Annotated in this window: 25 protein-coding genes; 4 read left to right on the plus strand and 21 right to left on the minus strand. The window is 52.2% G+C overall.

Annotated elements, in window-relative coordinates:
* Nucleotides 1-60: 60 nt before the first annotated feature.
* The 10 genes from ovoA to FH755_RS05270 all read right to left on the minus strand — a co-directional run bounded on the left by ovoA (nucleotide 61) and on the right by FH755_RS05270 (nucleotide 10101).
* Nucleotides 61-2226, minus strand: coding sequence for a 5-histidylcysteine sulfoxide synthase (ovoA, locus tag FH755_RS05225; protein WP_292439368.1), 2166 nt, complete (start codon nucleotides 2224-2226; stop codon nucleotides 61-63).
* 84 nt (nucleotides 2227-2310) lie between these two features.
* Nucleotides 2311-2886, minus strand: a complete 576-nt coding sequence (locus tag FH755_RS05230) for a class II aldolase/adducin family protein (RefSeq protein WP_292439319.1) — start codon at nucleotides 2884-2886, stop codon at nucleotides 2311-2313.
* Entirely contained in the window at nucleotides 2870-4093 is a 1224-nt protein-coding gene (locus tag FH755_RS05235) for a tetratricopeptide repeat protein (protein ID WP_292439321.1), read from the minus strand. The genes FH755_RS05230 and FH755_RS05235 overlap by 17 nt, the downstream gene beginning before the upstream one ends.
* Entirely contained in the window at nucleotides 4090-4755 is a 666-nt protein-coding gene (locus tag FH755_RS05240; protein ID WP_292439322.1) for an energy transducer TonB, read from the minus strand. The genes FH755_RS05235 and FH755_RS05240 overlap by 4 nt, the downstream gene beginning before the upstream one ends.
* 9 nt (nucleotides 4756-4764) lie before the next feature.
* The gene (locus FH755_RS05245) at nucleotides 4765-5172 is read right to left on the minus strand and encodes a biopolymer transporter ExbD (RefSeq protein WP_292439324.1); all 408 of its coding nucleotides are present in this window, start codon (nucleotides 5170-5172) and stop codon (nucleotides 4765-4767) included.
* Between the two features lie 9 nt (nucleotides 5173-5181).
* Nucleotides 5182-5706: a MotA/TolQ/ExbB proton channel family protein gene (locus FH755_RS05250; RefSeq protein WP_292439326.1), complete on the minus strand. Its 525-nt coding sequence runs from the start codon at nucleotides 5704-5706 to the stop codon at nucleotides 5182-5184.
* Nucleotides 5690-7045 carry a MotA/TolQ/ExbB proton channel family protein gene (locus FH755_RS05255; RefSeq protein WP_292439327.1) on the minus strand — a complete coding sequence of 452 codons (1356 nt, stop codon included), beginning with the start codon at nucleotides 7043-7045 and terminating at the stop codon, nucleotides 5690-5692. Before FH755_RS05255 ends, FH755_RS05250 begins: the two co-directional genes overlap by 17 nt.
* Nucleotides 7042-7815 carry a DUF3450 domain-containing protein gene (locus FH755_RS05260; protein WP_292439328.1) on the minus strand — a complete coding sequence of 258 codons (774 nt, stop codon included), beginning with the start codon at nucleotides 7813-7815 and terminating at the stop codon, nucleotides 7042-7044. The genes FH755_RS05255 and FH755_RS05260 overlap by 4 nt, the downstream gene beginning before the upstream one ends.
* Nucleotides 7816-8132: 317 nt before the next feature.
* Nucleotides 8133-8768, minus strand: a complete 636-nt coding sequence (locus tag FH755_RS05265) for a response regulator transcription factor (RefSeq protein WP_292439330.1) — start codon at nucleotides 8766-8768, stop codon at nucleotides 8133-8135.
* On the minus strand, nucleotides 8677-10101 hold the full coding sequence (locus tag FH755_RS05270; RefSeq protein WP_292439332.1) for a LapD/MoxY N-terminal periplasmic domain-containing protein: 1425 nt from the start codon (nucleotides 10099-10101) through the stop codon (nucleotides 8677-8679). The genes FH755_RS05265 and FH755_RS05270 overlap by 92 nt, the downstream gene beginning before the upstream one ends.
* Before the next feature lie 82 nt (nucleotides 10102-10183).
* Between FH755_RS05270 and hemL the strand changes: the two genes are divergently transcribed.
* From hemL to FH755_RS05290, 4 genes are all read left to right on the plus strand, one after another.
* A complete protein-coding gene (hemL, locus tag FH755_RS05275; RefSeq protein ID WP_292439334.1) occupies nucleotides 10184-11464 on the plus strand; it encodes a glutamate-1-semialdehyde 2,1-aminomutase in 1281 nt (426 codons plus the stop codon).
* 118 nt (nucleotides 11465-11582) lie between these two features.
* Nucleotides 11583-13022: an exodeoxyribonuclease I gene (gene sbcB / locus FH755_RS05280; RefSeq protein ID WP_292439336.1), complete on the plus strand. Its 1440-nt coding sequence runs from the start codon at nucleotides 11583-11585 to the stop codon at nucleotides 13020-13022.
* Nucleotides 13023-13094: 72 nt separating this feature from the next.
* The gene (locus FH755_RS05285) at nucleotides 13095-14606 is read left to right on the plus strand and encodes a DUF4080 domain-containing protein (protein WP_292439338.1); all 1512 of its coding nucleotides are present in this window, start codon (nucleotides 13095-13097) and stop codon (nucleotides 14604-14606) included.
* Between the two features lie 101 nt (nucleotides 14607-14707).
* Nucleotides 14708-14893, plus strand: coding sequence for a DUF1289 domain-containing protein (locus tag FH755_RS05290; protein ID WP_292439340.1), 186 nt, complete (start codon nucleotides 14708-14710; stop codon nucleotides 14891-14893).
* A 3-nt stretch (nucleotides 14894-14896) separates the two neighbouring features.
* Here FH755_RS05290 and FH755_RS05295 read toward each other — a convergent pair whose 3' ends face one another.
* The 11 genes from FH755_RS05295 to pqqA all read right to left on the minus strand — a co-directional run bounded on the left by FH755_RS05295 (nucleotide 14897) and on the right by pqqA (nucleotide 23155).
* Entirely contained in the window at nucleotides 14897-15463 is a 567-nt protein-coding gene (locus FH755_RS05295; protein ID WP_292439342.1) for a hydrolase, read from the minus strand.
* A gap of 2 nt (nucleotides 15464-15465) precedes the next feature.
* Nucleotides 15466-16782, minus strand: a complete 1317-nt coding sequence (locus FH755_RS05300; protein WP_292439344.1) for a TolC family outer membrane protein — start codon at nucleotides 16780-16782, stop codon at nucleotides 15466-15468.
* Between the two features lie 181 nt (nucleotides 16783-16963).
* Nucleotides 16964-17287, minus strand: a complete 324-nt coding sequence (locus tag FH755_RS05305; RefSeq protein WP_292439346.1) for a rhodanese-like domain-containing protein — start codon at nucleotides 17285-17287, stop codon at nucleotides 16964-16966.
* 16 nt (nucleotides 17288-17303) lie between these two features.
* Complete coding sequence (locus tag FH755_RS05310; RefSeq protein ID WP_292439348.1) at nucleotides 17304-17960, minus strand: protein-L-isoaspartate O-methyltransferase; 657 nt, start codon at nucleotides 17958-17960, stop codon at nucleotides 17304-17306.
* Nucleotides 17961-18137: 177 nt separating this feature from the next.
* Nucleotides 18138-18929 (minus strand): ABC transporter permease, encoded by a 792-nt coding sequence (locus tag FH755_RS05315; protein ID WP_292439351.1) that lies wholly within the window; start codon nucleotides 18927-18929, stop codon nucleotides 18138-18140.
* Nucleotides 18926-19858: an ATP-binding cassette domain-containing protein gene (locus FH755_RS05320; RefSeq protein WP_292439353.1), complete on the minus strand. Its 933-nt coding sequence runs from the start codon at nucleotides 19856-19858 to the stop codon at nucleotides 18926-18928. Before FH755_RS05320 ends, FH755_RS05315 begins: the two co-directional genes overlap by 4 nt.
* The gene (gene pqqE / locus FH755_RS05325) at nucleotides 19848-21041 is read right to left on the minus strand and encodes a pyrroloquinoline quinone biosynthesis protein PqqE (protein WP_292439355.1); all 1194 of its coding nucleotides are present in this window, start codon (nucleotides 21039-21041) and stop codon (nucleotides 19848-19850) included. The genes FH755_RS05320 and pqqE overlap by 11 nt, the downstream gene beginning before the upstream one ends.
* A complete protein-coding gene (gene pqqD, locus FH755_RS05330; protein ID WP_292439356.1) occupies nucleotides 21013-21297 on the minus strand; it encodes a pyrroloquinoline quinone biosynthesis peptide chaperone PqqD in 285 nt (94 codons plus the stop codon). The genes pqqE and pqqD overlap by 29 nt, the downstream gene beginning before the upstream one ends.
* Nucleotides 21294-22031 carry a pyrroloquinoline-quinone synthase PqqC gene (pqqC, locus tag FH755_RS05335; protein WP_292439358.1) on the minus strand — a complete coding sequence of 246 codons (738 nt, stop codon included), beginning with the start codon at nucleotides 22029-22031 and terminating at the stop codon, nucleotides 21294-21296. Before pqqC ends, pqqD begins: the two co-directional genes overlap by 4 nt.
* A gap of 31 nt (nucleotides 22032-22062) precedes the next feature.
* The gene (gene pqqB, locus FH755_RS05340) at nucleotides 22063-22977 is read right to left on the minus strand and encodes a pyrroloquinoline quinone biosynthesis protein PqqB (RefSeq protein WP_292439360.1); all 915 of its coding nucleotides are present in this window, start codon (nucleotides 22975-22977) and stop codon (nucleotides 22063-22065) included.
* A gap of 106 nt (nucleotides 22978-23083) precedes the next feature.
* Nucleotides 23084-23155 (minus strand): pyrroloquinoline quinone precursor peptide PqqA, encoded by a 72-nt coding sequence (gene pqqA, locus FH755_RS05345; RefSeq protein ID WP_081443609.1) that lies wholly within the window; start codon nucleotides 23153-23155, stop codon nucleotides 23084-23086.
* Between the last annotated feature and the right edge of the window lie 526 nt (nucleotides 23156-23681).

Consider the following 23681-nt stretch of genomic DNA (forward strand, 5'->3'; position numbering starts at 1 on the left):
ACACGACAGTATCTCGTCATCATCAGCTTAAGGGCAATCCATTAATTCAGACACTTTCTGTTAACTGGTGTCAGGCTTGTGAGCGTCCTGGCGTAATTTCCACACCGTCACTTCAGACAGGGTGTGCTGAAATTTACGACTGGTCTCACGGATAACAAACGGCACTGATTCCGGGCCACGAATCAATTCAAAATGCGGTTCAAGTATCGCTTTGAGACCGTCCAGCGTAGTAAAACTCTCACCATCTTTTTTGAAACCGCCCAGCCATTCGTCTTTCTCGGTATGCGCTTCCAGCCAGGTGTAAGGGGAAGCGAGCATCAGAATACCGCCCTCATTGAGTCGCTCATGAACACTACGCAGGAACTGGGCAGGACGATACAGGCGGTCAATCAGATTTGCTGCCAGAATCAGGTCATAGCCGCGGTAAAGCGATTTGAGGTTGCAGGCATCGCCCTGCATAAACTCGACTTTATCTGCCACATCGGCAAGACCGAGTTGCTCCAGACGGCGCTCTTCATAATGAACCAGATCACCCTCATCGGTGATGGTGTAACGCACAACGCCCTTTTGCGCCATCTGTACACCGAGATTAATCAGCCGCGCCGAAAAATCGATACCGGTCACTTTATCGAAATGCCTTGCCAGTTCAAAACTGGCGCGGCCCACCGCACAACCAATATCCAGCGCATGGCCTTTGGGCTGTTCGCCCATCACACTGACAGCAATTTCTGCCAGGGTTTTGGGAAAATTAGGGACATTGAAATAGCTTTCACCGTAATGAAACTCAGCATACTGCGACAGCATCTGATCGGTTTCATAATTCGAGCTGTGCTGTTCGACTTCATTGTCCGAAACCACGTAGCGGAAACCGGCATGCTGGAAGAAATGCCTGCGGAAAGCATAACGCGAAGCCAGCCGGCTTTCATTACCACAGGAAATCCAGGACCCGCCCTTGATCAGATTATGCTGCCCGTCAAAAGTCGGGGTCGTGAAATCATCGTATATCGGGTGGACTTTGAAACCATCAAACGGATAAGTCGGCGTTTCGGTCCATTGCCAGACATTACCGATCACATCATAAAGCTCACCATGGGCGAATTGATCCACCGGACAGGAGGAAGCTGCATAATCCAGGTGAATGTTAGCCACAGCCGGTTTGTCATCCAGTTCACTCAGGCCAGAATGGTCATAAATCCGGTACCACTCATCCTCGGTAGGTAAACGCACCGGCTGACCGGTCTGTTTAGCTTTCCAGTTACAAAATGCCTTGGCTTCATGGTAATTGACATCGACCGGCCAGTTCCAGGGCATGTCGACTACTTCAGTCATTAAACGCAGCTGCCAGCCATTTTGGTTCTGAATCCAGAAAGTAGGATATTGGGCTTGCGTAAACTGGCGCCAAGCCAGGCCCTCTTCTTCCCACCAGGCGTATTCCTGATAACCGCCCGCGTCAACAAACTCCAGAAACTCCTGGTTACTGACCAGAAAACGAGAGGCCTGAAAAGCCTCTATCTTAGCTTGATGCTGGCCATATTCATTATCCCAGCCATAAATGCTATCACTGTCATCTTTACCGATGCGGACCGTACCGGCTGGGATATCTACCAGACTGTTTTTGGGTGCTTTACCTTTATCTTTGAAAGGACGCCATTGGGATCGGGGCTGAACCAGATCCAGTTGCTGCTGGCGAATCAGCACGGAAGAGGTTTCCAGATGGATCTGCTCGTGCTCGATACCCATCACAATTGCCCACCACGGATTTTCCCAGTCAATCGGCAGTTTCAATGGCGCTTTCAGAATCACCCTGTTGATCATCGCCTTTACCTGCTGACGGTAGGCGGTAACTTCCTCCACGGCAGGCCATTGATAGTGCTCGTCGTTCAGATCATCCCAGCTCATTTCATCGACACCGACAGCAAACATCGATTCGAACCTGGGATTGATGCGCTTATCAATCAGCCCGGCAAGCAACATTTTGTTAACAAAAAAGGTGGCGGTGTGACCGTAATAGAAAATCAACGGATGGCGCAATGGAATCGACTTGCGGTAAAAAGCCTCATCGGACCTCAATGTGTCGAACAGGGATTCATAGCGCTCGAATGTGAAGTTGAAGTAATTTGCGATTTCGCGGCGCTTGGCTGCCGGATCATCACCGTTCAACAGGGGGGTACGTAAAAAATGCTGCTCTGTTATGGCACTTTTTTTGAGCGTGCTTTCAGCCGTCATCATCTTACTCCAGCGTGTTTCTTGATGAGTCGTTATGACTAGTGAAGCGTGAAATTGTTGCGAAAAGATGGCTTAAGCAAAAGCTCAGTGGTCAATCTGCTTCGCCAGCCAGGCTGTTTTGGCCGACAACTCCAGCGAACAAGTCCATTTATACGCGAGATTGATGGTTTCTGCACAGGCATAGACGCCGTGACCGCGGACCACTGTGATTTTATGATTGCTGAGCTTATTCGCTACCATGGCCGGCGATTCGGCGACATAATCCTGATAGGGAATTCGCACCACCGGCACTAGCGGAAAATAGTACTGACCCTCGAAATCGACCGGTACAAAGTCTTCCCCGCTCAGGGTCAAAGCGACGGTATGGGGCCCATGGCTGTGAAACAAGGCACGGGCAGAGGGATTTTTCCGATAAACCTCAATATGCAGCGGCGCATCGAGCGAGGCACCCTGTTCGCAACTGCCGTCAATATGGCAGCGAACAAGATCCTCCGGCGCTAGGGTATCGGCACAGCAGCCGGTGGGGGTCACCCAGACCTCGTCATGCCAGCGAAAAGAAGCATTACCGCTATGGGAGTCATTACAGCCGTAATGTCGTAACCACCGGTAATGCTGCACCAGATCCTGTTTGAGCTGGTTCAGATCAGCTTGTCTCGGCATCGTTCTCTCTCTTCAGCAGATCATCGATGTGGCGGAGCCACTGGCCGGCCTGGCGAGACTGACTGTCAAACGCCATTGCCCGGCTGAACGCTGATTTAGCCTGATCCAGTTGATTCAGATGGAAGTAACTGGTGCCGATCAGCAGCTGCGCGCGGCCTTTTTCATTGCCTTGCAGTTTGTCGATAACCGGGCTCAGGACATCAATCACCTGCTGCCAGTCTTCAGTGCTGATATAAACCTGGGCCAGTTTAAGATGGGTCTTACCACTGTTGTCTTTGGCCAGCATCCGCTTCAGTGTCTGCGCAGCCAGTTCATCTTCCCGTGCCGCCAGCCAGCTGTCGGCCAGTTTCTGCAGATGTTTGAAATCAGACGGAATTACCCCCTCATTCATGGCCCGCTCCAGCAGCTTGCCGGATTTATAAGGTACCCGCAGATAACGGTACATATCGGCCAGATTGACCAGGGTTTCGGCATCCCCCAGGTCCAGGCGATCAGCCAGCATGCGAACAGCCAGAGCGCTGAACTCTTTTTCCTGCTGCTGATACAGCGCAGCCAGTTGATCCCAGTAGATCTTACGATGCGGATAGCGGGTAATCAGTGTTTCCAGTACGTTTATCGCCGACTTGTATTGTTTCAGCGACATATGCGCTGACAATTGCAGGCGATACCAGTCTTCCTTCGGGTCCCGATCGTTTTTAATGGCGGTGCTGATATGCTCAATAACTTTGCTGTAGTTCTCTACCCGATAATAGGCAGTCGCCAGCAATACATAGACACTATTTTCAGGCTGACGCTCACTGGTCAGCCAGTCTTCCATCAGCGAAATACCCTTACTGTACTGGCCATCGGCAATCAGCAGCTGGGCCAGGTTGTAGCGCAGGTTGTGGGTAACATCTTCAGGCAGCGCATCGGCATCCAGCGCTTGCTGGAAAGCTGCGGCGGCCTTGTCATACTGATCCTGCTCTGAATGCAGGTAACCAATAGTCTGCTGGACTACAGCACGGTCATAACTGCCGGCTTCCGTCTGCGTCAGCAGATCATTGAGCTGTCTGCCTGCCTGGGCGTACTGCCCTGCTTCCATCTGCTCCTGAGCCTTGCTGAGCAGCTTGTAGGTTTTCTCGCTCAGCAGGTATTCGTCTTCCTGTGCCTGTACAGGAGACAACAGCATCAGGCTCAGCAACAGTGAGATAATAAACTTTCTTCTCATCGTGACAGTTTAAACTCGATTTCCTGGGTGGCTTGTCTTTCCACCGGCTGTCCCTCCACCAGTTTCGGCTTGAACTTCCATTTCAGCACGGCTTCAATCGCCTCGTCATTGAACACATTGGACGGTTCCGCCTTGATCACTTTGGCGTCCCTGACGGTACCGTCTTTAGTGATAATGAACTGCACTGTCACCACGCCTTCTATACCGCGTCTTGCTGCCACCCGCGGATACTGCGGCGGAATCCGAACCAGTGGTACCACTTCGTTATCAATAATAGGCCCCTGTACCGGTTGCGGTGCCGGTGCCGGTGCGGCTTTGGGCGCTTTAGCAAAGTCCCCCAGATAAGGGCCGCCGGTGATGTTCATCGGCACATCGATTTGCGGCACATCCAGCTGCGGTTTGGGCGGTTCCGGTTTATCCGTCTGCGGCGCTGGCGTTTCCGGTGGCGGTGGAGGTTCCTCCGGCGGTGGCGGCTTTTTCGGCAACTCGCGTTGTTTGGTCTCCGGCGGCGTTTCCTCGCGCTTCAGACGCACGAAATCCAGCAGTCGAATGTCTTCCGTCACCTGTCTGTCGACTTCCTTGTTGCTGATCATATTCTGCATCAGCACAAACAGGCCGAAGTTCACCAACAGCGCCAGAATGATGCCTATCGCCAATCTCATCGCGTGCTTTTATTCCCGTTCGGCTGCAATGGAAACGTTGGCCACACCGGCCAGACGCGCCTGATCCATGACTTCGATGAGCAGGCCGGTTTTGGCCTCCTCGTCGGCAAGGATGATCACCGAACCTTCCGGATTCTCAGCATGCATACGCTCGACGTTGGCCCGCACTGCACGGCGATCAATCTGACGTTTGTCCATCCAGATTTCACCATTCGATTTAATTGAAATCAGAATATTGGCGCGTTCCTTCTTGACCGCGGTTTCGGCTGTGGGCCGATTGACATCGACACCGGTCTCCTTGACGAAGGAGGTCGTTACGATGAAGAAAATCAGCAGAATAAACACCATATCAATCAATGGCGTCATATTGATATCTGCAATGCCACCGCTTTGTCTGCGGGAGTGTCGGTTTCTCATCTCTAGTTCCTAATCTCTTCGCAAGGCATCGGCCACGTTATCGACTTCACGCGATACCCGCTGACTCAGCTGTGTACTGAAATACAGGCCGGACAAAGCGGTCAGCAACCCGCCCATGGTAGTAATCAGGGCCACCGAAATACCGCCGGCCATACCACGCGTATTACCGGTACCGAAGACAGTCATGACATCAAAAGTCTGAATCATGCCGTTGACCGTACCCAGCAGCCCCAGCATGGGCAACGCCACCGTCAGCGTTTTGATCGACATCAGATAACGTGACAGTTCAATCCGGCTTTCGGCGATCATGCCCTGGCGGATCTGATGCGCATACCAGCTGGTGCGGTCGTTGCGCGCGTGCCACTCGTCAATCAGCTGTTTGACCTGTTTCGGATGCTGAAAAAAGACATAGATATAACGCTCTATGATCAGCGACCACATCAAAATCGATGCCAGCAGAATAATCCACAGCACAAAGCCGCCGCTTTCCATCAGCAGCTGAATCTGAAACAAGCCGTTAGTCAGACTGTCCATGCTGGCTTTCCGCGTTGCGGGCCACAATCGAGGCACTTTCCTCATCCAGGATCTGGATCAGGCGATTGGATTTGCTCGACAGACCACTGTGAATCAACAGTAAGGGGATCGCGACAGCCAGCCCCAGTTCGGTAGTGACCAATGCCTGCGAAATACCGCCGGACATCAGTTTCGGATCACCGGTACCGAACAGCGTGATCGACTGGAAGGTTTCGATCATGCCAGAGACGGTGCCCAGCAGGCCCAACATGGGCGCAATCGCCGCCAGAATGGCCAGCGTAATCAGGCCTCTTTCCAGCTTGGGCATTTCTCGCAGGATGGCTTCATCCAGCTTGAGCTGCAGGGTTTCTACATCCTGGGCGAGTTTATGGTTGTAGACCGACAGAATTCGACCCAGCGGGTTTTTCTGGCTGATTTCTTTCTGTTTCTGCTGCTTGGCGACGCCACTGCCAGCACGTTGTAATGACAGGAACTGCAGCAAGGCCACCAGCAGACCGACAGCCCCCAGAATCAGAATGATGTAGCCAATCCAGCCGCCCTGTTCAATGCGCTCTTTCAGCGTTGGGGTCTGAACCAGCAGGGCCATGATTGCACCACGGGTCGGGTCGATCACCGCCGGCATAAACTCACCGGCATCAGCATCGGCAAACTCAATCATATGCTCTCTGAGGCGGTCGACCGGTTGTCTGGCCAGTTCCACCAGGTTGCCGGTTTCGGACAGGTAACGCAGAAACTTGCCATCACTGAAGGCAGTGAAAACGCCGATACGGGTGACATTCTGCTGCTCAACCTCACCCGAGACCGTGATGACCGGTGCTTCAAATTGTTTGACCTTGCCGGAGGCGGTCATTTCTTCCTGCAGCGTGAGCCACAGCTGACGCAATTCATCAATGCTCGGTTGCTGCTTGCTTTCACTGAGTTTTTGCAGAAATGCCAGGCGGTCTTTCCGGGTCACCGAGGTCATTGAACTTTGCAGCACGCTGTTACTGTCACTGGCAATCTGGCGGACGGTGCCGAACAGTTCGCCCAGCGATCCGGATTTTTCATCCAGTTGGGCCTGTTGCTCGGCAAGGGTCTGCTCAAGTTCATTAAAAGCCTGATTCAGCCGCTGAGTACGCTGTTCTTCAGCGGCCAGCTGCTGACGGGCTTCCTCCAGCAGGCGTGCCTGCTCGTCATGGGCTTCAACAAACTCTGCTTCGCGTAACTTATTCTGCTGTTGTTCCAGCACCCGGTCGCGTTTGACCTGATCCAGCAGCTCATCAAGATTGGCCGGCTTGTCCTGTGCTGCCAGCGACAGACTCAGGCCCAGCATCAAAATCAGGGAGATTAACGATTTCACTGTTCACCTCCCGAGGCTTTCAGCGGCAGGACCATCAGATCCGGCGGTAATTGTTTGCGGGCGACTTTGAGACCGTCAGCAATCGGTTGCAGATAATTATCAGGTAAGGTCTGCCACTGACCGGACTCGGCATCCCAGACACCGGCCTCACGACCGTCAAGAGTCAGATAATAGAGACTGACACGACCGATTCTGAGAAAGTCGACGGTACGATTATCCGTTTCGCTATCCAGATCGGCCTGGTAGGCTTCGATAGTGCGGCCGTATTCGGTTTCCACCTGATAGGCTTCCATAATGCGGCGATATTTTTCTGATATTGACACATCAGCCCGGCCCATCATGGTTTTGAGGGCGACAATCCGGTCATTACGTTCCTGTTGCAGAAATGGAATATCCAGTGCCACGAACTGCTCCAGGACTTCAATCATCTTGGTCATCAGCGGCACGATGTCGCGTTGGGTAGTTTCTATGTTCGCCAGTTGTGAACTGATTGAATCCAGCTCATCACGCTGAGAACTGACCAGTTGTTCCAGCTGGTCATTATAGGCCTTGAGACTCTGGGTCTGTCGCAAAATATCACGGTATTCGGCGAGCATATCCGTAGTTTCATCGGCCAGGTTATCAATCTTTTCCTGTGATTCCTGTGCGGCGATATCCGTCTCGACCTGGGTGTCGATGGCCTCATCCAGAGCACCGGCTCCCGCTGTAAGCGGCAGCGCTATTATCAGCGCCAGAGGCCAGCCTCGTCTTATCGTCTGCTTCAATTGCATAGATATCAGATCCCATATTTACCGGTAGTTCGGCATTGTAAAAGCAACATCGTAACAAGAGAAGGCATTTTATAGGAAACAATATATATTCGCAATTAAGAACCGTTATCAAAAAGCGAATATCAGGCAAAAAAAAGCCGGGTAACAGGGTACCCGGCGAAACCTTCATAGAAGGAGAGAGAAATATAAGACTATAGAAGCTGAAAATTTCTATAACTTGCTGCAAATTTTACTGTTCGCCAGTCTTTCTGGGATGAGCGACTTGTCCCAATAAAACGGGAATTTATTCCTTTGTTTCTCTCGCCTTGCTTAAATGCTTAAGAAGACAGGCCATGACTGATGGCAAAGCGCATCAATTCAGCGGTTTTGTTGATATCGAGCTTGCTCTTAATCTGGGTCAGATTGTTGGCCACCGTTTTATAACTGATGCACAGTACGTCGGAAATCTCATTCATGCTTTTGCCATCACCCAGCAAACGCAGAATTTCCAGCTCGCGCCGTGACAAATCGCTGAGTGCGCTGGTACCGGCGTCGATATTCAACATCGCCAGTTGCTGGGCCATATCCGGGCTCAGGTAAATCTTGCCATCCAGTACTTTTTCCACCGCTTCGACCAGGTGATCGGCCGCATTATTCTTGGTGATATACCCACGGGCACCGGCCTGCATCGCCCGTGAGGCAAATACCGGATCCTCGTGCATGCTGAACATCAGCACCTTGGCATCTTCACGGTTGGCGCGGATACGACGCAACACTTCCAATCCGCCCATGCCCGGCAAGGTGATATCCAGTAACACCATATCCGGATACTGTTCCTGGAACAGCCGGTAGCCTTCCTCGCCGGTTTCGGCTTCGAAAACCTTAGCCGAGGGAATTTGCTGGATTAGCTGACGACAGCCGGCCCGAACTATCGGATGATCGTCCACCACCAATATCGTTACTGCCTGTTTCATTGTTTGTTTCACCTTTCAATGGAATTAATACCCGCACCTGCAGGCCGTGTCCTTCTTCTGTATCAAATGCGATACGGCCACCCAGAGCGGTGACACGTTCACGCATCCCAATCAGGCCGAAACCGCGAACCATACTGGAGTCTAGGCCTTTACCGTCATCGGTGACTGCGACTTTCATCGCATCACCATCCCGGCGCACTTCCACCTTCACATGACTGGCGTTGGCGTGACGTACACAGTTGGTGGTACATTCCTGCACCACCCGATAAACCGTGACCTGCAAGGTATCCGGCAGATCATGGAAATCCCCCACAAAGTCCCACTCCCAGTCGATCTCCGGCTGTCGATCACGCCAGTTATGCAGCATATCGCGCAATGCCTCGGCCAGACCCAGATCATCCAGTGTCATTGGCCGCAGGCGACTGAGCATTTTGCGTACCAGTGACTGAATATGATTGGTGATCGTTTTGACCGAGCCGACCTTTTCCTCAATTTGCGGGATATGATTCTCTTCAGCGAGTCGCTCGATTTCGCCCAGATCGACACGGATGCCAAACAGGCAGGGTGCCAGTTCATCGTGGAGCTCCCTCGCCAGATCCCGCCGCTCGGATTCCTGCAAGCTGAGCATGTTTCCCGCCAGCGCATGGTTTTCCGCCATGGTTTTTTCCAGCACACTGGCCATGTGGTTAAAGCGAATCTGAATCGGGTTCAGCTCTTTGACCGCGGTCGTATCGACTCGTGCAGCAAAATCACCCTGTTCCAGGTGCCCCAGTGCGTCCGATAATTGCGACAGCGGTTTGAGACCCTGCCTGAGCGCCAGGTAAATCAGCGCCAGAATCAGCAACAGAAAAATCAATCCCAACCAGAACAGGGTGTTGATGTCCTGCCAGACTTCAGTCACCTCATCACTGGGATCCGCCTCGACCACCAGGTAACCATAGGACTTACTGCCCTTGGTGATAAGTCGCCGGAAAGCCACCGCCTCGGGTTCCATCATCCGGATAAACCAGTCAGGTGCATCGGGTTTATTAAAAAAACCAACCTGATCTTCCTGACCAATCAAAGGTTGACCGTTCATGTCTTCAAACCAGGCACGGATATGGCGGGTATGGCGCACGCTGTCGACAATCAGTGTCAATCGCTCACTCAGATCATTGGAAAAACGCAGCGTCGGCAGCGCGTTGACCAGCAGCCCTTTGGCCAGCTGGGTACTGGAAGCCATTTCCTCCGCCAGCGCCTGTCTGGCATTCTGTACCATCAGATAACCCGCGGCAGCGAAGTTAATCAACAGAATGATGGTCACGATGATCAACAATCGTAATTTTAAACTCATGATCATTTGCTTATTGCATAGATAAGTTAGAATTATCGCATATCTTGCTTCTACAGATTATCGGAGAGATTTAGGAAACAGCATGCAAACCAATCACGAATTGTTTCAACAAGCACAAAAGCATATTCCCGGCGGCGTCAATTCACCGGTGCGGGCATTCAAAGGTGTCGGCGGCGACCCGGTTTTTTTCCGCGAAGGAAAAGGCGCCTGGCTCACCGATGCCGAAGGCAAACAATACGTGGATTACATCGGCTCCTGGGGACCGATGATTGTCGGGCATGCGCATCCTGAAGTGTTGAATGCGGTCACTGAGGCCGTACAGCATGGTCTGGGCTTCGGTGCTCCGACCGAGGTTGAAACCACCATGGCCGATCTGGTCTGTGATCTGGTGCCTTCGATGGATCTGGTGCGCATGGTCAGCTCCGGCACGGAAGCCACCATGAGTGCGATTCGTCTGGCGCGCGGTTTTACCGGCCGCGATAAGATCGTCAAATTTGAAGGTTGTTACCACGGTCATGCTGACTCGCTGCTGGTCAAGGCCGGTTCCGGTGCGCTGACACTGGGCGTGCCCTCTTCTGCCGGTGTGCCAGCAGCGCTGGCTGAGCATACTCTGACACTGCGTTTTAATGATATGGATTCAGTGCGGGAATGTTTTGAGCAGATTGGTGACGAGATTGCCTGCATTATCGTCGAACCGGTCGCTGGCAATATGAACTGTATCCCGCCGGAACCCGGGTTTCTGGAAGGCCTGCGTGAAGTCTGCGATCAGTACAGCACTGTGCTGATTTTTGATGAGGTGATGACCGGTTTCCGTGTCGCATTAGGTGGTGCACAGGCCCACTATGGCGTCACTCCGGACCTGACTACCTTTGGTAAAGTCATCGGTGGCGGCTTGCCGGTCGGCGCCTTCGGCGGTAAACGTGAGGTGATGGAGCATATTGCCCCCCTGGGTCCGGTTTATCAGGCAGGGACATTGTCCGGTAATCCGATTGCGATGGCCGCAGGTCTTGCCACGCTGAATCTTATCAAGCAGCCGGGCTTCCATGACGATCTCAGTGCGGCAACCAGTAAACTGGTCCACGGCCTGCAACAGGCGGCCGATGAAGCCGGTGTGCCGATGACCACAAACCATGTCGGTGGCATGTTCGGTCTGTTCTTCACCGAAGATAAAAAAGTCAGCTATTACGAGCAGGTTGCGGCCAGCGATCAGGAGCGTTTCAGGAAATTCTTCCATGCAATGCTGGACCGGGGTGTTTATCTGGCACCTTCCGCCTTCGAAGCAGGCTTTTTATCTGCGGCCCACGGCGACAGCGAAATCGCCGCTACTATCAGTGCCGCCAAGGAAGCTTTCGCAACACTGTAATTAGCCCGACACTTCTGCGCCATACATCGCCCTGCGGTGTATGGCTTTTTTACGCCGGCTTGTTCTCTTAGCGGTGCTCAGTTAAGTTACACCTTCCGGCCTACATTCACTGAATCCTATGACTACGCTCTATTGGCATGACTACGAAACTTCGGGCACTGATCCCCGCTTTGACCGGCCGATGCAGTTCGCCGGTGTCCGCACTGACGAAGATCTGAATCTCATCGATGAGCCATTGATGATTTATTGCAAACCCGGCGGTGATTTTCTGCCCCATCCGCAGGCGGCACTGGTCACCGGTCTGACACCCCAGCAGGCGGAAAAAGAAGGCCTGCCCGAAGCTGAGTTTATTGCCCGCATTCATGCTGAGTTGGCCGAACCGGGCACGTGCGGGGTGGGCTATAACAGTCTGCGCTTTGATGATGAATTCACCCGTTACACCCTGTTTCGTAATTTTTATGATGCCTACGCCCGCGAATGGCAAAACGGTAATTCCCGCTGGGATATTATCGATATGGTGCGGCTGACGCGGGCTTTACGCCCCGAGGGAATCCAATGGCCGGATCGGGAAGATGGCAAGCCCAGCTTCCGGCTGGAGGATTTAACCGCCGCCAATGGCATTGAACACAGCGGCGCCCATGATGCGCTGGCCGATGTCTACGCCACTATTGAAATGGCAAAGCTGATTAAAAATGCCCAGCCCAAGCTCTACGAATTTGTTTTCAACCATCGCCGTAAGCATGATATCGCGCCACTGCTGAATCTGAATGAACGCAAGCCGGTCATTCACGTCTCGCGGATGTATCCGGGCGAGTATTGCGGTACCGCGCTGGTCGTGCCAGTGGCCAAGGACCCGACTAACAACAACGGCATCATTGTGTACGATTTGCGTCATGACCCCAGTGATCTGGTTGAGCTCGATGCCGACACCCTGCGTGAGCGGCTTTTCACTGCAACGACAGACCTGGAGGATGGTGCCAGCAGGCCGGCACTGAAAACGCTGCATATCAACAAGTGCCCGGTGGTGGTGCCTGCCAGCACGCTGGATGAGGATGCCGCAGCGCGTCTGCAAATTGATCGTGCCGAACATGATAAACATCTTGCTATGCTCAACGCGGCCGGCGATTTGACGGCCAAGATCAATGCGATTTTCACCAGACCCGAATTTGAGCCGGTTGATGATCCGGATGCCAGCCTCTACAGCGGTGGTTTTTTCAGCGATAACGACAAACGCAAAATGGAAGTGATCCGCAGCGCCGAGCCGGAGATGTTGAAAACACTGTCGATACCGTTTGAAGACAGTCGACTGCATGAACTGCTGTTTCGCTATCGTGCCCGTAACTGGCCTGACACCCTGGATCCGGCTGAACAGGAGGTCTGGCTCAACTACCGCCAGCAGCGTCTGGGAGACAATGCCCCGGACAGCATCCTCAACCTGTCCCGCTTTGAAGCGGCCCTTGCGGAATGTCGCCAGCAGGAACTGAGTCAGGAGCAGGCCGAGGTTCTGAGCCAGTTGCAACAGTATGCAGACACGCTGCGCCAGCAATTATCTTTGTGATAGGTCTGCCGCTGTCAGCGGGGTATAATTAAGTCTTTGTTTTCAAAGCTTCATCTTTCCTGAATGGTATTTATGTCATCACAGCGCGATATTCTGCTGACCACCCTTAACGCCCGCTACATGCACAGTGCATTTGGCCTGCGCTATCTTTATGCCAATTTGGACGAATTACAGACCAAAGCAGAGATTGTTGAGTTTACGATTCAGGAAAGGCCACTGAATATTGCGGAGACATTACTCAGTTACCGGCCCAAAATTATCGGGTTCAGCGTCTATATCTGGAACGTTGCGGAAATCCATGACACGGTGGCTTTGATCAAACAGATAGCCCCGGAGATCACTATTGTGCTCGGCGGTCCCGAGGTCAGTCACCATCCTGATCTGCCTGCAGTGTGTGAACTGGCTGATTATGTAATTAGCGGTCAGGGTGAAATCAGCTTCCGCGGCCTGTGCCAGCAGGTGTTTGAGCAGGCATTACCGACAGACAAATTTATCGAGGGCCAGCCCGCCAGGCTGGATGAGCTGACCTTGCCCTATCGCTTCTATGACGATGAAGATATCCGTAACCGTTTGATTTATGTGGAAGCGTCCAGAGGCTGTCCTTTCAAATGCGAATTCTGTCTGTCAGCACTGGATAAAACCGCAAACCCGTTCCCGCTGGAACCGTTTTTAGAGGAAATTGACCAGCTCTGGCAGCGCGGTGTGCGTAACTTCAAGTTTATCGACCGCACTTTTAATCTCAAAGTCAGCACCAGTACCCGCATTCTGGCGTTTTTTCTGGAGCGGATGAGCGATGATCTCTACCTGCATTTCGAACTGGTACCGGATAACCTGCCTGAAAAACTGAAAGCAGTACTGAAACAGTTTCCACCACAGAGCCTGCAATTTGAAATTGGTATCCAGACTTTTGATCCTGACATTCAGACCCGCATCAGCCGTAAACAGAACAACGACAAGACCCGCGACAATATCCGCTGGTTACGTGAACATACCGGCGCGCATCTGCACACCGATCTGATTTTCGGCCTGCCCGGCGATACGCTGGAGAATTTCGCCGACAGCTTTGACCAACTGGTAGCACTGAAGCCGCATGAAATCCAGCTAGGCATTCTCAAACGTTTGCGCGGTGCACCACTGAACCGGCATAACGACCCTTATGATCTGCGCTTCAACCCACTGCCGCCGTATAACATATTGTCGACCAACTCCGTCGATTTTATGACCATGCAGCGGGTCAACCGCTTTGCCCGCTTCTGGGACATGATTGCCAATTCCGGCCGCTTTATCAACAGCTTGCCGCTGATTCTGGATGACAAGCCATTTGCCCGGTTTATGCAACTTTCAGACAAACTCTATGATCTGGCAGGCCAGAGCTACAAAATCGCGCTGAGAAGGCTGTTTGAAATGGTTTATGTGGTGATGACCGAACAACTGGGGCTTGATGAGAATCGGGTGAAAGCGCAGTTGAAGCTGGATTATGCGCGGGCCAAGATCAAAGGCGTCCCCGATTATGAGAAACTGCCCAGCCTGACTAAAAAAGCCAAAGCCGGTGTTGCCAATAAGCGACAGAGGCAACATGCATGAGGTGCATATCTGCCAACCGGATTGTTAGACTTCGTGCCTCAGCCAAACCGACAAACGATGAAGAATTATTTCTATCATTGTAAGAAGGTAAAATAGCGGTCATGAATCAGCCAAGCTTTATCCCCAGCCCCTGCATTCGCAAATGCGGTCTTGATGAACGAGAAATCTGCCGCGGCTGCTTTCGTTCGATTGATGAGATAATTGGCTGGGAGTCGATGAACAGCGATGAACGTCAGCAGACGCTGGATAACTGCCGGCAACGCCGTGAAAAACGGGCGCGGCGTTAAGCTTTAAACAATCAGCTTGGCGAGCTTTTTGAACTCGGGATGAGTGGCATCCCCCAGCCATTCAAACAATACCGACTCGACATTCGTGATCACTGCACCGGCCAGTCGCATCCGTTGCAGTGCGTTGAACTGATTGCCTTTGGCGCGTGAACTGACCGCATCCTCAATGACAAAGACTTCATAACCCTGTTTCAGCAAATCCAGCGTGGTTTGCAGGACACAGATATGGGTTTCCATGCCGGCCAGAAAAATCTGTTTGCGACCGCTTTGTTCCAGTGCCGCCCTGACCGCCTCGACTTTGGCTGAAGAAAAGTTGGTCTTTTCAATCACGGGTGAACCCGCCGGCAATTTTGCCAGGATCGGTGCTTCCAGCGGCCCCAGGCCTTTCGGATATTGCTCAGTCGCCACCACCGGCACCGACAGCGCTTCCGCCGCGGTCAGCAGGACTTCCACCTGTTCGACAACACGGTCACGGACCCCTTTAGGCATTGCGGTGGATAGTCTTTCCTGTATATCGATCACCATCAGCATGCTGTTCCCGCTGTCTGCCATCGACATATTAATTTCCATTACTACGCTCCCAGCCAGGTGTTGATCTGTTGCAAATCTTCCACCGTGACGATACCGGCCGCCTGTTTCAGACGCAAGGTATCGAGAATGTAGTCGTATCGCGAACGTGCATAATCGCGACGGGCACTGAACAGATTACGGCGGGCATTGAGCACATCCACCGTGGTCCGGGTACCCACTTCATAACCGGCCTGAGTCGATTCCAGGGCTTTTTCATTAGACACCACGGCTTGTTTCAATGCCTGCACCCGACTGATACCGGAGATCACACCGTTATATGATTCCCGTGTCTGGCGGGTCACAAAACGACGTTGCTGTTCTTCATTCTGCATCGCTTCATCCAGACGATAGCTGGCTTCGCGGGTGCGTGATACCACGGCCCCGCCTGCATAGAGTGGGACATTTAATTGGATACCGATAACATCGGTGTGGGTTTTACTGCTGCCACTGAAGTTACCGTCACTCTGCGAGTCGTAATTTTTCTGGGCCACCAGATCTAGGCTGGGGTAATGACCACTTTTCTGCAATTCAATGTTCTGCTCAGCAGTGTTGACGTTGGCTCTGGCCACCATTATCGAGGGATTCTGTGTCAGCGCCGTTTCGCTCCACTCGTTAATATTGGCGGGTTCTGGACTGACCAGCGGTGATTCCGCTTCCAGCTCGGCGAGATCATCCACATATTTGCCAGTGGTCTCCCGCAGCTGTTCATTGGCGTTGGCCAGCGCGTTTTCAGCTTCAATCACGGCGGCACTGGCCAGATCGAAAGCCGCCTGCGCTTCAGTGACATCCGTAATCGTGGCCATGCCGACATCAAAGCGTTGCTGTATCTGTTCCAGCTGTTTGGCAATCGCCTCTTTTTCGGCCAGCGCAAAGGTCAGATCATCCCCTGCACCAAGCACAGCGAAATAACGTTCGGCCACTCTCAGGATCAGTGATTGCTCAGCCACGGCGTAACTGTATGATGCGCCATCAATCGCAATTTCAGCCTGCGTTTTCTGCACAAAGTTCTCACGCCGGTAAATCGGCTGAACTAAACTCAGCGTGTAACCGTGATTGTTGTAATCAGTCTGGCCACCAAAATTCTGTGCCGAGGCATCAACCCAGGTTTTATTGGTGTCCGCGCTTAAATCTACCTGGGGCAAAAAGTTCGCTACGGCCTGATCATCCAGCTCACCGACAGCGAGACGGGACGCCGCCTCTGCCAGTAATTGCGGATCACTTTTCAGTGACAGGGTAAATACATCCATCAGATCTTCCGCCCAGACCTGGGGTGACATGATAGCTGTGGCCAGCATGGCACTTAAAGCGAGTTTTTTCATCTTCCTTCCTTAGGCATTGCGATGTTTTCAGCGCGTCTGTTTTAGAAAAAGCGTTGCAAATCACAGCACTTCAACAAACCGACCAGTCGGTATGTTAGCGTGAAAATGCGTCAGAGCCAAACCCAAAAACAGATTTTTACTGGCAATGACGGTGCTGGTATCAGCAGCACATAGCTTTTGTCTAATAGACCGTCATGCTGCTGTCGACCTGACTGGCCCAGTCGTTCATGCCGCCATCCAGGTTAATGACGTCTTTGAAGCCCACATGTTCCATAAACTGGCCGACCTGTGCACTGCGTTTGCCGCTACGGCAAATCAAAACCACGGTCTGATCCTGATAAGCCGCAAATTCTTCCAAGCGTCCTGGAATATCATTCATCGGGATAGGCACTGCCCCCTCAATGACCCCGTTGACCAGTTCATGGGGTTCACGCACATCGATCAACAGCGGTTTAACACCACTTTGCAGTAATGCCTGCAGCTCAGTTGCATTCATTTGTTTCATGACTATTCTCGGTGTTTCAGAATTCAAATTCAGCTTTGGGTTCAGCATGGATCATGGCAGGGATAACGGTCTCAAACAGGGTACGTGTCTGCCATTCCCGTTCACTGATTCGTTGTATTAATTGTACCGACATCGCCGGTGCCTTGCCGACCACGGCCAACAGTCGACCGCCAACTTTCAGCTGATTCAGAAAATCTTCAGGTAAAGTGACAAAGGCGGCCGTTATCACAATCGCATCCACTCTCTCCGGCAAGGGCCAGGACTTGGCAGCATCTCCGACCGCTAGCTCGATATTATGCAAGCCGAGGGCTAGCAGGCGGTCCTGTGCCTGACGGGATAAGGTTTCGAAATATTCAACACTGATAACCTTTGCCGCCAGTCTGGCCAGCAGCGCAGTGAAGTAGCCGGAACCGGTGCCGATTTCCAGCACAGTGTCATCGGGCTGCAAGGCAAGTGCCTGGAGCATGCGTCCTTCAACCATCGGTGACAGCATGGTCTGGCCGCAGCCTATTGGCAGTTGCACATCGGCATAAGCCAAGCCTTTGAGCGCAGGCTCCAGAAAGTTTTCCCGGGGAATATCCGAGATGGCAGCCAGTACCCTGGCATCGGCAACTTGATTGGGGCGAAGCTGTTGATTGACCATATTGGCATGGGCGGTGTCTGGCTCGGCCACTGCTTACTCCTGTTGCTTTCGCTAAAGCGGGTTTGAGTGGCTAGGATAAGGGCTTTCTTATATAGGTGCAAGCCGTGGCGTAACCGGATTATAAGCCTATTTTCAAACAGCTTTAATACACCCGTTCAGTGCCTTTCTTTCAGTATTCCCCGGCCTGAAGAAAATCCCTCAAAAGTACTAGGACTTTTTACCCGTGGCCCGGTGAAACAACGGCTCATGGACTGACTCACGTGAAAAGCGCCAGCAGGCAATCACAATCGCCAGCACCGAAAAAACCGCCAGCACCGAAATATCGGTCAGAACAGAAAAATCACTTTCTGCTGCCGGTACCGCATGCTTCATCAGGTCAACACCGTAGCTAAAGGGATTTATCAACACCACATATTTGAGCAGTTCCGGCAGTTGTGAAACCGGATATAAGGCGCCGCTGAGAAAAAACAGTGGAAAAATAAAAAAGTTCATGATCACGGCAAAATTGTCTAAAGTCCTGGACCAGGCGGCGATCAGCCCGCCAATGGCAGCACAGCAGATGGCGGTAGCAAAAGACGGGATTAACAGTAACAAAGCAATATCCCAGTCGATCAGCCCTATCAGGACCAGGATCACCAGCAGCATCAGTGCCTGTACCATGGCGGTAATGGTCGCGGCGATCAGCTTGGCAATGACGATCCAGTAATGTTCGATGGGGGCGATCATCATCATCCGCATCACACCGAATTCTTTGTCATAGACGAGGGTTAATGCGGATAGTAAAGCCGCGAACAACAGTGTCATCGCTACAATACCCGGCACCAGAAAGCCCAGATAGCCTTCCTGCTGGCTCCCCTGCAACATACTGCCGACACCACTGCCTATAACAAGCAACCAGATCAGCGGTCTGACCATGCTGCTTATCAGGCGTCCGCGCTGACGGAAAACTTTACTCAGCTCGCGTCCGGCCACGGCTTTCACGGCCAGCCAGTTCTTCATGTTACGACTCCGGTTTCCGGCGGACACACGGTCCATAAATACACATCATTCAGATTGGGTTTGCGCCATTGCAGGGAAATCACCGCTTCACCCAACGATTGCTGTAATTGGCTGAAATCGACATTTTTATCCTTGACCCGATAGCTCAGATGCTCGTCTTCCCAAATCGGCTGACCGAACTGCGGACTCAACGCCCGGTTTACGGCTTCCGTATCGGCGCAATCAATCTCGAGGATATAAACAGCCAAATCCCGGATCAGCGCATTCGGCGCGCCACCATACTGCAACTTGCCATTTTGGATAAAGTCCACCCGATCACAGGCGACCGCTTCTTCCAGGTAGTGAGTGGTCAGAAAGACGGTCATACCCTCTTCCTTACGCAGCTGTTCGACAAAGCGCCAGATAGCCCGACGGTTGGGCAAATCCAGACCGATAGTCGGTTCGTCCAGAAACAGAACTTTGGGTTTATGTAATACGCCACGGGCAATATCGACCGCACGCCGCTGGCCGCCGGATAAAGCCGCCAGTTTCATATGCCGCTTTTTCTGCAGGCCGAATATCGCCAGTAATTCTTCGATACGGTCATTGGCCTGAGCCGGTTTAAGATTGTACAGCGCTGCTGCAAACTGCAGATTCTCATCCACTGTCATCATCCGATCCAGCGCAGAATCCTGAAACACCAGGCCCACGCTGGCGCGGATAGCGACCGGCTCTTTCAAGACTGATTTCTCAGCGATAAAAGCCTCACCGCTAGTCGGTGAAGTCATTGTGGTGAGCATATGGATAGTGGTGCTTTTGCCAGCACCGTTTGGACCGAGCAAGCCATAAAACTGGCCTGACTGGATATTTAAATCAAGGTTATTAACGGCAACGGCCTGACCATAACGTTTGGTCAGGCCGTTGGCGCGAATCGCAAATTTATGAGCCACAGATTTCTTTTGAGTTTTTCGGGTTTCTGAAGACTAAAGGTTTGGCTTCCTGAGCCGGTTTGGCTGCTTCTTCCCGGCCGCGCTCAATCGCTTCCAGGATCAGATGATGATCGGGGGACTTGCCGCAGACCGGATCGGCCATCGCCGGATCACCCGTCAGCATATAAGCCTGGCAGCGACAACCACCGAAGTCTTTGAAGCGTTCATCACAGCTGCGACACGGCTCCTTCATCCAGTCAAAGCCACGGAAGCGGTTGAAGTCGTTGGAGTCTTCCCAGATTTCCCGGATGCTCAAGTCGCGTACATTAGGCAACTCCATACCCGGCAGATCCCGAGCCGCGTGGCAGGGCAGCGCCGTACCATCCGGTGTTACGGTCAGGAAAACATTACCCCAGCCATTCATGCAGGCTTTGGGGCGTTCTTCATAGTAATCGGGTACAACATAGTAGATTTTCATGTTGCCCTTCTGCTCTTCCTGATAACGGTGGGCGATGGCTTCTGCCCGCTCCAGCTGTTCTTTCAGGGGTAACAGTTGATCACGGTTGTGCATGGCCCACCCGTAATACTGGGTTGTCGCCAGTTCAACATAGTCGGCATCAAGATTGATCGCCAGATCGAGAATCTCTTCAATCTGGTCGATATTCTGGCGATGCGTCACAAAACACAGCACCATCGGATATCCCGCCGCTTTCACTGCTTTGGCCATCTCAATTTTGTGCTGGAAAGCGTCAGTACCGGCGATAAGATTATTCAAATCTTCTGAACTCGCCTGGAAGCTGACCTGAATATGATCCAGTCCGGCATCCTTGAATGCCTGCGCTTTCGAGGCATCAAGCCCGATACCGGAGGTAATCAGGTTGGTGTAGAAACCCAGATTGCGGGCTTCCCGAATCAATTCGATGATATCAGGACGTGCCAGCGGTTCACCACCTGACAGACCCAGCTGGGTAGCCCCCATCGCCCGTGCCTGCTTGAACACATTAATCCATTCTTCGGTGGTGAGTTCGCTTTTGATATTGGCGAAATCCATCGGGTTGGAGCAATACGGGCACTGCAACGGACAGGCATAGGTGAGCTCAGCCAACAGCCATAATGGCTGACGGATATGGTTTTGGGAATTCATCCCCATTTCACCGCCGGTGCTACCGGGGGCTTTATTCTGCTCTGATCCAGTCGTTGTCATGAGCTTCCTCCAAAAACTGATAGACGTCATCGTCTAAATCGGCGCCGTTAAAGGCGGCTTTCAATTCAGCGATGAGTTCGCCTACGGTTTGTTTTTTCTCGCTGATACGCTTCAAAATTTCACCGGCGGCCGGGTTCAGTTTGACCATGCCTTCCGGGTAAAGCAGGACATAACAGTCCTGGGCGGGTTCCCACTGGAAACGGTAGCCAAGTGCCAGTACCGGCACGCTGTCAGCGTTAAACTTTGGTTCTGTCATTTCTCCACTTCCAGGTCCATACAGTAAGGCGGACGGTTTTCGATATAGGCCATCCACATGGCATCCAGCATGGTCCAGAGGATATCCAGTTTGAATTGCAGCAGATCGACGGCACGTTGCTGTTTCTCACGTGTATCACAGTAGTCCAGCGTAATCTGCAGGCCATGTTCCACATCACGTCTGGCTTCACTCAGACGCTTGCGGAAATAACGGTAGCCCCGTTCATCGATCCAGGGATATAAATCCGGCCAGTTGTCTAGACGTGCCTGGTGAATTTTCGGCGCGAACAGTTCGGTTAATGATGAACCGGCCGCTTCCTGCCAGGGTGCCCGGCGGGCAAAATTGACGTAAGCATCAATCGCGAATCTTACACCTGGTAAGACATGCTCATAGGACCAGAGTTCTTCACGGCTCAGCCCCACAGCTTCGCCCAGTTGCAGCCAGGCCTCGATCCCCCCTTCCTGACCTTCATAGCCGTCATGGTCCAGAATCCGCTGTACCCAGTGTTTACGCACTTCGGCATCTTCACAGTTGGCCATGATCGCTGCATCCTTGATCGGAATCGCAGTCTGGTAGTAGAAACGATTGGCAACCCAGCCCTGAACCTGTTTCTGGTTCAGCTTGCCCGTGTGCATCAACTTATGGAAAGGATGGTTGATGTGATACAGCGCTTCTTTATCGCGCAGTTTCTGTTCGAACTCTTCACGGGACCATAGGGCGGGTTTTTCTGACATGCTCTCTTCCTCTCAAATCTAATGGCAAGTTTTATAGTTCGATATCCATGCCGTCATAAGCGACTTCGATACCGGCTTTATTCAGGATCTGCCGTTGCTCCGACTCTTCGTTGAGAATCGGATTGGTGTTATTAATATGAATCAGGATCTTGCGCGGCTTCTGCATCGCATTAAGCAGGCTCATAATACCGCCTTCGCTGGACTGATCCAGATGGCCCATCTCCTGCGCACGTTTATCACTGATACCTTCGTGAGACATTTCATCATCGGTCCACACAGTGCCATCAACCAGCACGGCATCGGCATTGCTCATGTACTCAAGTACATGCGGCTCGGCAACCCCCAGTCCCGGGGCATAAAACAGGTTTTTGCCGGTACGGGTATCTTCGATTTTCATCCCGATATTATCACCGGGTACCGTGTTATGACGGTGGGGCGAATACGGCGGCGCCTCACTTTTCAATGGCACAGCAGTAAAAATCAGCCCTTCTGCGCTGGGAATGGTGAATGAAGACTGATCGGTTGCGATTTCATGGTGGTTGATACCACGGAAGTGTCCCAGAATATTGAAAACCGGGAATCCGGTGGTCAGATCTTCGTAAACTGCCTTGGTGGTATATACTTCCCAGGGCTTGTTGTGCTCACGCAGTGTCAGCATACCGGTACTGTGATCAATCTGGGCATCGGTAATGACAATCGCTGTTATCGCGGTATCACGGACTTCACGGGCCGGTTGCAGTGCTGGGAAATCATCCAGCTGCTTTTTAATATCGGGCGAGGTGTTGAACAGTATCCAGTCAGTGCCATTGGCGCTCACAGCAATCGATGACTGGGTGCGGGGGCTGGCCTTGATGGTGCCCTCTCTGACGCCTTTACAGTTGGCGCAATTACAGTTCCACTGTGGGAAACCGCCACCTGCGCCTGACCCTAGTACATGTACGAACATAAAATCCTCTACCCTTCTGCTAAACCGAATGCCACTCGAACGAATGGGATTGGGTTTAACGTTGCCCGGGGCCACTGGGACCCCGAGCATACATCAATAACCGATATTAACGGTTGCAGATGTACATGGTTACTTCAAAACCAAAACGCATATCTGAGTATTCAGGTTTAGTCCACATAGTTATATCCTCTCTAAAATTTTTAGAAACGTTGGTCACCCGACCTATTCGGGTGACGATTAAATGCTACACAGCTCTTGGATTAGCGACGTCAGGATTCCCCGCCTTGCAGTTCAGGATTTTCCTGATTTGTCGTTCAGCCGGAAAACAAGTTGCAACGCGGGTTTTCAGAAATAAAGCAGCCCCCCGTTGTTTCGCTCATCAGTGACTGCCGGGAAAAATTTCTCTGCCCTGAAAGGGAAAAAACACCCAGATTATCAGGCTGTTTTACTCAAGTTTTTTTGCCACCAGATCAATACACTATGACACTGATATAGACATCAGCTTATATCTCTCTCGTTTGGCACTCGCATTCCCGATGCCAAAGCTTTTTAGCCGGGTTTTTTGCCCGGCTTTTTTTTGCATAAAAAAAGACCCGACATCTTGCGATGCCGGGCCTTTTATCAGACTGGTTCGATTAATTGCTTAATCGAATTGGGTCTTGGTCTTACAGGCTGAATACGCTCAGAACACCACCCAGGTTAGT

Origin of the sequence: Methylophaga sp. (assembly GCF_009711715.1) — a bacterium.
In the GTDB taxonomy this organism is placed as follows: Bacteria; Pseudomonadota; Gammaproteobacteria; order Nitrosococcales; family Methylophagaceae; genus Methylophaga.

Bases quoted from the DNA above. Each gene is read 5' to 3' on its own strand.
- FH755_RS05230 (WP_292439319.1), bottom strand. From the start codon at position 2,886: ATGCCGAGACAAGCTGATCTGAACCAGCTCAAACAGGATCTGGTGCAG.
- FH755_RS05270 (WP_292439332.1), bottom strand. From the start codon at position 10,101: ATGAGTTTAAAATTACGATTGTTGATCATCGTGACCATCATTCTGTTG.
- pqqC (WP_292439358.1), bottom strand. From the start codon at position 22,031: ATGTCAGAAAAACCCGCCCTATGGTCCCGTGAAGAGTTCGAACAGAAA.
- sbcB (WP_292439336.1), top strand. From the start codon at position 11,583: ATGACTACGCTCTATTGGCATGACTACGAAACTTCGGGCACTGATCCC.
- FH755_RS05265 (WP_292439330.1), bottom strand. From the start codon at position 8,768: ATGAAACAGGCAGTAACGATATTGGTGGTGGACGATCATCCGATAGTT.
- pqqB (WP_292439360.1), bottom strand. From the start codon at position 22,977: ATGTTCGTACATGTACTAGGGTCAGGCGCAGGTGGCGGTTTCCCACAG.
- FH755_RS05285 (WP_292439338.1), top strand. From the start codon at position 13,095: ATGTCATCACAGCGCGATATTCTGCTGACCACCCTTAACGCCCGCTAC.
- FH755_RS05235 (WP_292439321.1), bottom strand. From the start codon at position 4,093: ATGAGAAGAAAGTTTATTATCTCACTGTTGCTGAGCCTGATGCTGTTG.
- FH755_RS05240 (WP_292439322.1), bottom strand. From the start codon at position 4,755: ATGAGATTGGCGATAGGCATCATTCTGGCGCTGTTGGTGAACTTCGGC.
- pqqE (WP_292439355.1), bottom strand. From the start codon at position 21,041: ATGACAACGACTGGATCAGAGCAGAATAAAGCCCCCGGTAGCACCGGC.
- FH755_RS05290 (WP_292439340.1), top strand. From the start codon at position 14,708: ATGAATCAGCCAAGCTTTATCCCCAGCCCCTGCATTCGCAAATGCGGT.
- FH755_RS05295 (WP_292439342.1), bottom strand. From the start codon at position 15,463: ATGGAAATTAATATGTCGATGGCAGACAGCGGGAACAGCATGCTGATG.
- FH755_RS05300 (WP_292439344.1), bottom strand. From the start codon at position 16,782: ATGAAAAAACTCGCTTTAAGTGCCATGCTGGCCACAGCTATCATGTCA.
- FH755_RS05245 (WP_292439324.1), bottom strand. From the start codon at position 5,172: ATGAGAAACCGACACTCCCGCAGACAAAGCGGTGGCATTGCAGATATC.
- hemL (WP_292439334.1), top strand. From the start codon at position 10,184: ATGCAAACCAATCACGAATTGTTTCAACAAGCACAAAAGCATATTCCC.
- ovoA (WP_292439368.1), bottom strand. From the start codon at position 2,226: ATGACGGCTGAAAGCACGCTCAAAAAAAGTGCCATAACAGAGCAGCAT.
- FH755_RS05305 (WP_292439346.1), bottom strand. From the start codon at position 17,287: ATGAAACAAATGAATGCAACTGAGCTGCAGGCATTACTGCAAAGTGGT.
- FH755_RS05250 (WP_292439326.1), bottom strand. From the start codon at position 5,706: ATGGACAGTCTGACTAACGGCTTGTTTCAGATTCAGCTGCTGATGGAA.
- FH755_RS05260 (WP_292439328.1), bottom strand. From the start codon at position 7,815: ATGCAATTGAAGCAGACGATAAGACGAGGCTGGCCTCTGGCGCTGATA.
- pqqD (WP_292439356.1), bottom strand. From the start codon at position 21,297: ATGACAGAACCAAAGTTTAACGCTGACAGCGTGCCGGTACTGGCACTT.
- FH755_RS05315 (WP_292439351.1), bottom strand. From the start codon at position 18,929: ATGAAGAACTGGCTGGCCGTGAAAGCCGTGGCCGGACGCGAGCTGAGT.